Here is an 11,557-nt window from a genome sequence, read left to right on the forward strand (position 1 = left end):
GAAAGGGTTTATTGGAAAAAGCCGATAGAAGTAATGGTGTATTAGCCATTATTGATATTTGTGATTTCTCATCGATTGTAAAGGATAATGGTTTAATATTTGGAGACTTAATATTAAATGAGCTTGCTCTAATTATTAAAACTATTTGTAGTGATGAAATCTTAATTCGCTCTGATTCTAATTCTTTTATTTTATGGCTGCCTCTTTTTTCTTCTATTGAAGCAAAGAGAGCACTTCACAAGATTGAAGAGGAGTTCTCTTCATTAATTCGGCCTGATGCATTAATTCTTAAGGTAAAAGCAGGCCTTGTAAGTGCAAATAATGAGAGTGTAAAAGAGCTAATTGATAAAGCTAATTCTGCATTGAATGTTGCAAAGAGAAAGGGCTTTGATATTGAAGAGTGGAATAGCAATATTGGTGTAAGAGAAGCTTTCTTTGGTGAAATCTTATCACAAAATAATATTGATAATATGGGATTAGCATCTCTTCTTTTAAATCTATTTGATAGAACTAATTCTACTGCGGCAGCCCTTGATTTAGCATTTAAAAGGTTGTCAAAACACTTTAATTTAATTGATTTACTAGTAACCTCCTTTTCAAGTGAGTACTTGTATGGTCTTGTCGATTATTGTTGTAAATATAAGAAAACACCTGAAGGTATTGAGCCTGTTTACCATCTAAGTGATAAAGATTATCAAGAGATGAATAAGTTATCGGCTCTGAATACCTTATTATCGATGGATGAGGCTGTTGATACTGCGGCAATCTTCCAAAAAGATTTAGGCCCAAGAAATGGTATTACCTTTTATATGTCTGATAATGGTCAATATTCAGGTTCAATCTTCTTTGTAGGTTTAGATCCTGCTTTGTTGATGGATAAAGATAAAGCTAATTTATTAAGTGAAATAAGCACTGTTATTCAAAATAGAGTAAACCAAGAGCGTCATGATTTATCTGCTAGGGCTAAGTCAGACTTCCTAGCTAGAATGTCTCATGAAATTCGAACACCAATGAACGGTATCATTGGTATGAGTGAAATAGCCCTCCAAGAGGGTCAAAGCCGTGAAGTAATTATCGATTGCTTAAAGAAGGTTAGAGCTTCCTCTGACTATCTATTGGGCTTACTAAATGACATTTTAGATATGTCTAAGATTGAAAGTGGAAAGATGACACTATCAAAGAATGACTTTGATTTAAAGAAACTTATTGATGAACTTCACCCTGTACTTGATGGAGAATTTGCTGATAAAAAACAAACACTAGCTTTTGATATCGATTTAAAGCATAAGTGGTTCTATGGTGATGCATTACGTATTACTCAAGTATTAATTAATTTGTTAGGTAATGCAGTAAAGTACTCTCCAAGTGGTTCAAGAACCCTCTTAACTGTTAAGGAAAGTAGATTAGATGATAACACTGCTATTATCTACTTTGCGGTTAGTGATGAAGGCTTTGGAATAGCCGAAGAAGATAAAAATCGTATCTTTGGTATTTTTGAGCAACTAAGTAATTCATCTAACCAGAGACAAGGTACTGGTCTTGGATTATCAATTTGTAACAGATTAATTCATATGATGAATTCTGAAATCTTATTGGACAGTGAAGTTGGAAAGGGCAGTACATTCTACTTCACTCTAGAGCTTCCTATTGTTCAAGAGCCAGAGGTTAAGAAAGAGGAATCAATTGAAGAAATAGATTTCAGCAAAGTTAATATCCTTGTTGCAGAGGACAATGAGCTTAATATGGAAATTATTAGAGCTTTCCTTGAAAAAGAAGGTTGTCATGTTGATTCTGCTTTCAATGGTAGAGAAGCTGTAGAGATGTTTACCTCTTCAGGAGAAGGTTACTATCAAATTATTTTTATGGATGTGATGATGCCTGTCATGGATGGCTTAGAAGCATCTTATATGATTAGAACAAGTAACCACCCAAACCATGAAAATATACCTATTATTGCAGTTAGTGCTAACGCCTTTGATGAGGATATTAAGAGGTCTCTAGCAAGTGGTATGAATGCACATCTATCTAAACCGGTAGAACCAAGTAAGCTTATCGAAATGGTTCGCTATTTTGCGCAAAAAAGAAAATAAAAATAGTAATTTTTAGTTTTTAAATTTTTGCAACAAAACGCAACATTTTCTGTTTACAAATCTCTTTTTCTCGATTAGCATATATATAGGGTTAAAAAAAACTCTTATAATAGCGAGACAATACGGAGGATATGTATGGATTACGCTGCAATCAAGAAGGCTGCAGAAGCTTATGGACCTGCAATGACAAAATTTTTGAGGGATATGATCGCTATTCCTTCTGAAAGCTGTGAAGAAAAGGGTGTTGTATTAAGAATTAAAGAAGAGATGGAAAGCCTTGGTTATGATAAGGTTGAAATCGATGGACTTGGTAATGTAATTGGCTGGATGGGCGATGGAGATAAAATTATTGCAATCGATAGCCATATTGATACAGTAGGTATTGGTAATATTAATAACTGGGAAGCTGATCCTTATAAGGGATATGAAACAGATAAAGTAATCTACGGTCGTGGTGGTAGTGACCAGGAAGGTGGTATGGCTTCTGCAACATATGGTGCGAAGATCATGAAGGACCTTGGCCTTATTCCAGAAGGCTACAAAATCATGGTAGTTGGTTCCGTACAGGAAGAAGACTGTGATGGTATGTGCTGGCAGTATATTTACAACGTAGATAAGATTGTTCCTGAATTCGTTATTTCTACAGAGCCTACAGATGGTGGTATCTATCGTGGTCATAGAGGTAGAATGGAAATCAGAGTTGATGTTAAGGGTGTAAGTTGCCATGGTTCAGCTCCAGAAAGAGGTGATAACGCAATTTACAAGATGGCTGATATCCTTCAGGATGTTAGAGCTCTCAACGAAAACCCAGCAGATGACAGTGTTGAAATTAAGGGCCTTGTAAAGATGCTTGATCCTAAGTACAACCCAGATCACTATGAAGATGCGAGATTCCTTGGTAGAGGTACATGTACAACTAGCCAGATTTTCTACACATCTCCTTCACGCTGTGCTGTAGCTGATAGCTGTGCAATCTCAATCGATAGAAGAATGACAGCTGGTGAAACATATAAGAGTTGCTTAAAGGAAATTGAAGATCTCCCATCAGTTAAAAAGTATGGTGATGATGTTAAGGTATCAATGTACTGGTATGACAGACCAGCTTGGACAGGTGAAGTTTATAAGACAGAATGCTTCTTCCCAACTTGGATTAACAAAGAGTCTGCTCCACACGTACAGGCATTAATCGATGCTCACAAGGCTCTTTGGGGTGATACAAGACTTTGGGCTGATGATACAGCAAAAGCTAAGAGAGAAGGTAGACCTCTTACAGATAAGTGGACATTCTCTACTAACGGTGTATCAATCCAGGGAAGATATGGAATTCCTTGCGTAGGATTTGGTCCAGGTGCTGAAAGCCAGGCTCACGCTCCTAACGAAATTACATGGAAGCAGGATCTTGTAGTTTGTGCAGCACTTTATGCAGCAGTTCCAATGCTCTATAAGCCAGGTGATAAGAGTGAAAGTGCAACATCTTTCCGCCAGGAACTCACAGGTAACGATATTAAGTAAAATAAGTTACTTTATAACTTTAGGGGAATCTAGAAATAGGTTCCCTTTTTGATTTCTTTTCAAAATTAACTCTTGTATCATTAATTAATGAATCAATATGAAGCTTTTAAAGGAAAGCTGAAACTGTTTAGATTAAAATCTGAAATATCAGGTTTTTTTTTACCAATTACAGGAAAAGAAGTTACACAACATCTTACGATAAGAAATGATGGTAGAGTTTGGCTAACACGATATGGCTTTAGCTATCCTGTTTATCCTCGCTATGAGAAAAGAAAGAGTGAATATTATAGAATTTCCAAAGAAAGTGTAGATTTAATATTTGAGTTAATTACTACATACTTTACTAATAATTATGATCCCCAGTTCGCTTGTGATGTAGGTGTATGGGATGCTGAATTAATAAATATAGATAATAAATCTTTTCACTATTCTGGCGACCTTATTGGAGAATATATACTTAACGATGTAGATATCTGTATGCTGATAAGAGATGAATTAAAGCTTCCTAATTTATTTTTATTTGATGGAAATGCAAGAGAGGAATTTGTTTCAACTATAGAAGCAATTTTTAATATAAAAAATAATTTAGAGAAGCTTTATCTCGATTATGAAAAATGTGAGTTAGGCTTAAGCTTTGAAAATAGTGAAGAGAATACTAATCTTATTATTAAAAGTCCAAATAAAATTAAAAACTTTCTTGAAGAATATAAATTTTCAGAATGGTATTATCTTCCCGAAGATAGTTCTAATACAAGGAATAGACGTTATCAAATAACTATTACCTCAAATAAAGGTAATGTAATAAAACATGAAGGTTCTTATGATGCCATTGGTCTTCCAAATTGCTGGTCAGATTTAGTTTCATTTATTAAGAGCATCACAACAATTCTAGATTTTAACTTTGTAAAGCCTCAAATATATAAAAAAGTATATCCTAAAGAATATGAAATAATTTATTGTTCAGTTTCATTTGGCAGCTCTTTAATAACCTATTACTACATATGTGATTATGATGATGTAGATGAAGAAGACTATGTCTTAGTACCAGTTGGTGATGATAATAGGGAGAAAATAGGGATTGTAAAAAAAATAGAGATCTTTAATAAATATGATGCTCCATTCCCAGTTGAAAAAACAAAACATATAATTTCTATTTATAAAGAAGATGATATGATTCTTCCAAAGGATAAATTATGAGATCAAAAGAATTAATTGGAAAGCTTATTGGACTTGCAAGATCAACAGAAGGGAATGAACACTTATTAAGTGATAGCTTATTTTCTTTAATTAAAGTTTCTTTATCGGGAGAGTGTACAGATGAAGAGTTAATTAAGCTCTGTGATGATGAAAAAAGGAAGCTTGTACCTGATTGCTTTTCCTGTATGTGCCCTTGTGGTAGAACATCTGACTATGACCTTAGTGAACTTGATAGTCAAAGTGGTGAAGGTCGAGATTTGAGAGTGCTTATTTTAACATCACTTTTTAATCAAAAGGAATTTGACAACACTTTAATTTTAAGAGCCTTATACTCAGTTGGTGCTTCTTATTGGACTCGTGATGAATTAGTTCCAATACTAAAAGAACTAACAAAAGGAATTATTATTTTCTCTTCAAATAATGAAGGTGAATTAAAAAGATTAAAAAATCTTCTTGATGAAGAAGGTTTTATAAATAAACGATAGTAAAAAATTTCATATAAATATGTATTCTTTTGATTGTTCTTCAATACTTATGGGCACTGTAATGAATGTCATAAAAAGTATTAAGGGTCCTTAAGAAAGATTATATTGATATATTGACAATTATCAATATGTTATATATCTTTTATTTGGAGTTAAACTATGGGATATAGAGAAGATGCAAAGATTATCAAAGCTTTAGCAGATGAAAATCGTCTAAGAATTCTTGATCTACTACACAGTGGAGAAAAGTGTGCTTGTGTATTGCTTGAGAAATTAAATATCACTCAATCCACATTATCTCATCATATGAAGCTGCTTTGTGATAGCGCTCTTGTAAATTATCGTAAGGATGGAAAGTGGATGTATTACTCTATCTCTAAAGAGGGGAGTGATGTGATTAAAGAAATGTTTTTAAAGTATATTAGTGTTTCTGATTGTAATTGCTCTTGTACTTCTTGCAAGGAGGAAAAATAATGAGTATTTGGAGTTTTATACAAAACCAAGTACTTGGAATGAAGTGGCTTTATAGTCTTGTGGGTAACCTGATTAACTTAATTGGTCTCGATATCACTTCAAAACTTGGTGGAAGTATTCATTTCTTTGTTTATGACCTTATCAAGATAATGGTTTTGTTAGGGGTATTAATATTTATAATTTCATACATTCAAAGCTACTTTCCTCCTGAAAGAACTAAAAAAATACTTTCAAGATTTCGTGGGCTTGGGGCGTCTACTCTAGCAGCACTACTAGGTACAGTAACACCTTTTTGTTCCTGCTCATCTATTCCTCTATTTATAGGTTTTACCAGTGCGGGCTTACCTTTAGGTGTAACATTTTCCTTTTTAATTTCATCCCCTATGGTAGACTTAGGTTCTCTTGTCTTATTAATGAGTATCTTTGGTTATAAGGTTGCAATTGTATATGTAGTTTTTGGTTTAGTAATAGCTGTAATAGGTGGTACTTTTATTGGAAAAATGCATATGGAAAAATATGTAGAAGAATTTATTTTAAAGGCTAAAAATATTGAAATACCACAAGCAAAATTAACTAAAAAAGATAGAATTGATTATGCAGTTTCTCAAGTTGTCTCAACTGCTAAAAAAGTATTCATTTACGTTGTAATAGGTGTTGGAATTGGTTCTATTATCCACAATTGGATCCCTGAGGATTTAGTTGTTAAAATACTTGGTAATGGAAATCCTTTTGGGGTGTTTCTTGCCACAATTTGTGGCATACCAATGTATGCTGATATTTTTGGATGCATTCCAATTGCTGAATCATTATTAGCAAAGGGAGCAAAACTTGGTGTTGTGCTTTCATTTATGATGGCAGTTACAACACTATCCCTTCCATCAATGATAATGCTGAAAAAGGCAATTAAACCTAAGTTATTAGGTGTATTTATTGCAATATGTACAATTGGAATAATTGTTGTTGGTTATAGTTTTAATTATTTACAGAATTTTCTAATTTAGGAGGAGATATGTCTATTTTTTCAAAGAAGAAGGAAGAAGGCTGTTGCTGTGAAAAGAGCAATGTTGAAGTTAAAAATATTAAGGTATTAGGACTTGGATGTAAGTCCTGCCACCAAATGCTAGAAAATACTCAGCAGGCAGTAAAAGAACTTAATTTAAATGTAGAAGTTGAGTATATTACTGAGCTTGAAAAGATTATGGCTTATGGAGCTATGTCAATGCCTGGCTTAGTTGTTAATGATAAGCTTGTTAGTGTTGGTAAAGTCCTAAAGTGTGATGAGGTAAAAAAGTACATTGGCTAAGAAGAAAGTTGCATTTATTTGTGTTCATAATTCTTGTCGTAGCCAAATTGCTGAAGCCTTAGGAAGGCACTTAGCTTCAGATGTTTTTGAAAGCTACTCTGCAGGAACAGAGGTTAAGCCAAGTATTAATCAAGATGCTGTTCGCATAATGAAGGAAATATACAATATCGATATGGAAAAAGAAGGGCAGAGGAGTAAACTGTTATCAGATATTCCATCTGTTGATGTTGTTATCACTATGGGGTGTAATGTTAATTGCCCATATCTTCCTTGCTCTTATAGAGCAGATTGGGGACTATCTGATCCTACTGGTCAAAGTGATGATATTTTTATCTATACAATTAAAGAAATTGAGAGAAAGGTTTTAGAGTTAAAAGAAATGCTTAGCAAGAGTATTTGATAATTTTCTCTTGTTATAGTGTTTGTGAAAATTTTTAATATTTTTTGACTAGAAAGTTGGATGAATAAAAAATGATACCCCTTCATTATGGAGGGGACTTTGAACACTACTATTACATTAAAAGAGGAAATATTAAAATCTAGAAAAGAAATTGCGGCAACAGAGGGCTTAAAGGCAATAAGCATAAGATCTGTTGCTGAGGAACGCATATTAGGATGGATTTCTTTTTCCCTAACGACAAGTTCAAAGGCTAATGGGATAAAGCCTAAACGGCTTTTAACTGCTGACCAATATGCTGTTTGCAGAAGTAGTGGGGTAGTGTAAAGATCATGAGTATCTTTAGGAAAAACTTTGATATTCATAGTTCTACCATAGGATATAAATAAAAATATTGCAATATTACTAAAAATTAGGGGTAAAAAACTGAGTATATAAAAAATTTTAGACTTTTGATTTATGATATCATAATATTTTTATTGCTTTAATATACTCTTGCTTTGATAAAGTAAAAGAGTGATAATCCTTTTTCATGAGCAAGAAATTAAGAGCATGGATGATAGCAATTTCCGGTACAGTGATGACTGGAACAATATATGCAGCAATAGTAAACTGCTTTTCCCTTTTTATTATTCCTATTTGTAGTGAAAATAACTTTACAAGAGGTGCGTTTAACATTTCATTGACTTTACTATATTGTGCCTATATGGTTGGCTCTGTAATGTCAGGAAAGCTATTTAGGAAATATGATTTAAAGAAGCTAATGGTGCTTTCAGCAATTTTAATTCCATTACTATTTCTCTCTTTATCAATAACTAATTCGCTTTTAATTTTCTACATAGTATTTATATTAATTGGCTTCATGATGCCTTATGTATCATTTGCCTCCTATTCTGTTTTAATACATGATTGGTTTGAAGATAGTAATGAAGGTACAGCTGTAGGTATTGCATTTATGGGTTCTGGTATTGGTGGTATGATATTAAATGTATTAACTGCCCATTGGATTGATACCTATGGTTATCAAAGTGCTATACGATTTTTATCAATTTTATTATTAGTTGTTGCAATTCCAGTAACTCTATTTCTTGTAAAGCCAAACCACGAAAACTATGGTGTTAAGAAGGATGGTAGTTCTTCTGCTTTATTTATTCCTGGAACAGGAAGACTTATGCTTATTGCATTTTTAATTGGCTTTGGAATTACGATAATGTCTCAGACAATGCCTCCTCATCTTTGTGATAAGGGCTATTCAACGATGTATGCTGCATCAATGAATTCAATATTCATGCTTGGCCTTTGTTTTGCTAAGCTAATTATGGGAAGAATGTATGATAAGCTAAAGAGCGTTAAAACAATTATTATTTCCTGTGCTATTGGAATAGTTGGTGCATTAAGTTACCTCTTTGCTGCTTATCAAATACTGCACCCAACTATGATAATTGGAGCTGCAATGGCAACTGCCCTTGGTTCTGTATCATATCCTGTATTAGCGCGATATTTATGTAAGGCAGAAATATTTGCTTCTGCATCTGGAAATGCTTCCGCTTTTAACTTTCTTGGTTCTGCTCTTGCACCGTTTTTTATGAATGTGCTTTATGACTATAGTGGTTCATATAGTTTTGGTTATGTAGTTTCAATTGTAATGCTAACTATTGTTCCAATAATTGTTGCAAAAACAAAGAGAGCTAATACTTAATGTGGCAATACTCTTCCACTTGGTCCCAAGGAACCTGAAAGCCTGCTCCATGAGAGCAAAATACACTTGATGGTGGGTTTTCTAAATCAGATAGTGGAGAGTAAGAAATTTCGTCAATTACTTTATCTGCATTGTGGCAAACCTCATATCCCTTTACTACACAGCTTAGGGCTCCTTGCCCTTTTGTGTATGAGCGAAGTTCTTTTGTATAATTTAGCATTGTAATAACAGGGCAAGAACCTTCAATTGTAATAAAGGAATCTTTGCTATCTTTTATTTTGCACTCTCCATGCATCTTTTCGATATCACTAAAAAACCTTCCTACAGCTACTTCTGGTATTATTGCAATAAAGGAAAAAATAGGTTCGAGTAAAACCATTTGAGCCTTCATAAGCCCATTTCGAACTGCTCTATATGTTGCTTCTCTAAAGTCTCCTCCCTCTGTATGCTTCAGATGTGCTCTACCGGCAACAAGCTTTATTTCGATATCAGTAATTTCACTACCAGTTAATACTCCTATATGAGCCTTTTCCTTAAGGTGAGTCATTATTAGGCGTTGCCAATTTAAATCAAGTAGGTCAGTTGAAACAGCTGTTTTAAATACAAGGCCAGAGCCTCTTGGAAGAGGCGATAGTTCTAAATGTACTTCAGCATAGTGTTTTAGAGGTTCAAAGTGACCAATTCCTCTAACTTTATTTTTAATAGTTTCTCTATATGCGATTTTTCCATCTTCAAATGAGATAGAGATATGATATCTTCTTTTAATAATATCGGTGATAATTTCAATTTGGATATCACCCATCGCCATAACTCTTATTTCATCTTTTTGAATATTAACATTTAGTTCTGGTATTTCCTCTTCTAATTCTAAAAGTGCTTTAATGAGGTGTGAATTATCACTATTGTCTGTTGCTTTAACACTGTATGATAGGGCAGGAAAGATAGAAGAGGTGTAGGACGATGATCCTTCTCCATAAATTAATCCTGGTTTAGAGTTTTTAAGTCCTATAATCTGAGCAACATTACCACTCTTTACCTCTTTTACAGTTTCACCTTTTACCCTTAGTTCATTAACCTTTTCATTATCTAATTGGTCTTTTGCATATAAAGTTCCACCTGTTACCTTAACATGTGTAATTCTATTTCCACGTTCATCTCTAGAAACTCGGTAAACACAGCAGCCAAATTCAGCTGTAGTTGGTTTTGGAGAAAAATACTTTTCCAAGATAGTTATTAATGCTTCAATATTATCAAGTTTAAGTGCAGAGCCAAAAAGAATTGGAAATATTTCTCTTTTACTAATTGCTTTTTTAATATCATCATCTTCAAGTGGTTCTTGATTTAAGTACTTTTCTGTTAGCTCATCGGAAGCAGAACAAACACTTTCATAAAATTCTTCAGATTCTTGATTTGAAAAATCAATTAAATGTGGTGAAAGACCTTTATATAATTTATCTAATAGATAATCTATATTTCCTTTAAAAACATCGAGTTTATTAACAAATATCAGAGTTGGAATATTTGCTTTTTCAAGCATTGCCCAAAGGGTTCGAGTGTGAGCTTGAATTCCATCAGGAGCACTAAGAAGCAATATAGCTGCATCTAAAACGTTTAGAGTCCTTTCCATCTCAGAAACAAAATCAACATGTCCTGGAGTATCAAGAAGAGTAATCTTGTCATTTACAATTGCATCCTTAGAAAAGATGGTAATTCCACGTTTTCTTTCAATTATGTCAGTGTCAAGAAATGTATTTCTGCTATCAACTCTTCCATATTTTCTAATTGCACCACTTTTGAAAAGTATTGCTTCTGAAAGAGTAGTTTTACCAGCGTCTACATGGGCAACTATTCCTGTAATTAAACTCATGTTTTTGATAATACCATATCAAAACTATTGTTTGCACCAATGAGTGATTGTATTATTCATTTTATGAAAAAAACACTTATCATTGGTTCTTGTACAGTCGATATAACAGTTTCAATTCCTTCTCTTCCTAGTTCTGCGGGCTCAGTAAATTCTAATCCTCACGTTTTTAATCTTGGTGGATGTGCTTATAACGTTGCTAGGGTATTAAACCTATTAGATGTTCCACATTTACATTGCACTACTATTGGAAGTGGTATTTATGGTGAGTTTGCTTTAAAGGAGTTGGAGAAACAAGGTATTAAACCATTCCGTTTAGCAGATAAACCTCATGGTGCATGTATATGCCTTGTAGAGAATAATGGTGAAAGAACGTTTATCGCATACCATGGAATAGAATACTCCTTTGATAAATCATATTTAGATGGTATTTGTTTATCTGATTTTGATAGTGTTTATGTATATGGACTTGAAATAGAGGATGAAGGTGGAGACCAAATCATTTCTTTCTTAGAAGAAAATAGAAGCTTAAAGCT

At 33.4% G+C, this 11,557-nt stretch carries 12 protein-coding genes; 11 read left to right on the forward strand and 1 reads right to left on the reverse strand.

What is annotated here, in order from left to right; translation table 11 throughout:
* From SOY52_RS04205 to SOY52_RS04250, 10 genes are all read left to right on the forward strand, one after another.
* Positions 1-2,090, forward strand: a 2,090-nt coding sequence (locus tag SOY52_RS04205; protein WP_320847729.1) for a response regulator, incomplete at its 5' end; no start/stop codon positions are given.
* A 135-nt stretch (positions 2,091-2,225) separates the two neighbouring features.
* Positions 2,226-3,602, forward strand: a complete 1,377-nt coding sequence (locus tag SOY52_RS04210) for a YgeY family selenium metabolism-linked hydrolase (protein ID WP_320847730.1) — start codon at positions 2,226-2,228, stop codon at positions 3,600-3,602.
* 87 nt (positions 3,603-3,689) lie between these two features.
* Complete coding sequence (locus SOY52_RS04215; RefSeq protein WP_320847731.1) at positions 3,690-4,799, forward strand: hypothetical protein; 1,110 nt, start codon at positions 3,690-3,692, stop codon at positions 4,797-4,799.
* Positions 4,796-5,284 (forward strand): hypothetical protein, encoded by a 489-nt coding sequence (locus SOY52_RS04220; protein ID WP_320847732.1) that lies wholly within the window; start codon positions 4,796-4,798, stop codon positions 5,282-5,284. Before SOY52_RS04215 ends, SOY52_RS04220 begins: the two co-directional genes overlap by 4 nt.
* A 159-nt stretch (positions 5,285-5,443) precedes the next feature.
* On the forward strand, positions 5,444-5,758 hold the full coding sequence (locus SOY52_RS04225) for a metalloregulator ArsR/SmtB family transcription factor (protein WP_320847733.1): 315 nt from the start codon (positions 5,444-5,446) through the stop codon (positions 5,756-5,758).
* Positions 5,758-6,759, forward strand: coding sequence for a permease (locus tag SOY52_RS04230; RefSeq protein ID WP_320847734.1), 1,002 nt, complete (start codon positions 5,758-5,760; stop codon positions 6,757-6,759). Before SOY52_RS04225 ends, SOY52_RS04230 begins: the two co-directional genes overlap by 1 nt.
* An 8-nt stretch (positions 6,760-6,767) precedes the next feature.
* Positions 6,768-7,061, forward strand: coding sequence for a thioredoxin family protein (locus SOY52_RS04235; protein WP_320847735.1), 294 nt, complete (start codon positions 6,768-6,770; stop codon positions 7,059-7,061).
* On the forward strand, positions 7,054-7,461 hold the full coding sequence (locus SOY52_RS04240; protein ID WP_320847736.1) for an arsenate reductase ArsC: 408 nt from the start codon (positions 7,054-7,056) through the stop codon (positions 7,459-7,461). Before SOY52_RS04235 ends, SOY52_RS04240 begins: the two co-directional genes overlap by 8 nt.
* Positions 7,462-7,560: 99 nt before the next feature.
* Positions 7,561-7,785: a hypothetical protein gene (locus tag SOY52_RS04245; protein WP_320847737.1), complete on the forward strand. Its 225-nt coding sequence runs from the start codon at positions 7,561-7,563 to the stop codon at positions 7,783-7,785.
* A gap of 205 nt (positions 7,786-7,990) precedes the next feature.
* Complete coding sequence (locus tag SOY52_RS04250; protein ID WP_320847738.1) at positions 7,991-9,157, forward strand: MFS transporter; 1,167 nt, start codon at positions 7,991-7,993, stop codon at positions 9,155-9,157.
* Here SOY52_RS04250 and SOY52_RS04255 read toward each other — a convergent pair.
* Positions 9,147-11,024, reverse strand: coding sequence for a translation factor GTPase family protein (locus tag SOY52_RS04255; RefSeq protein ID WP_320847739.1), 1,878 nt, complete (start codon positions 11,022-11,024; stop codon positions 9,147-9,149). The two genes, SOY52_RS04250 and SOY52_RS04255, sit on opposite strands and share 11 nt — an antisense overlap.
* Positions 11,025-11,087: 63 nt before the next feature.
* Between SOY52_RS04255 and SOY52_RS04260 the strand changes: the two genes are divergently transcribed.
* A partial coding sequence (locus SOY52_RS04260) for a PfkB family carbohydrate kinase (RefSeq protein WP_320847740.1) occupies positions 11,088-11,557 on the forward strand: 470 nt, incomplete at its 3' end.

Source organism: Bullifex sp. (assembly GCF_034103065.1).
In the GTDB taxonomy this organism is placed as follows: Bacteria; Spirochaetota; Spirochaetia; order Sphaerochaetales; family Sphaerochaetaceae; genus Bullifex.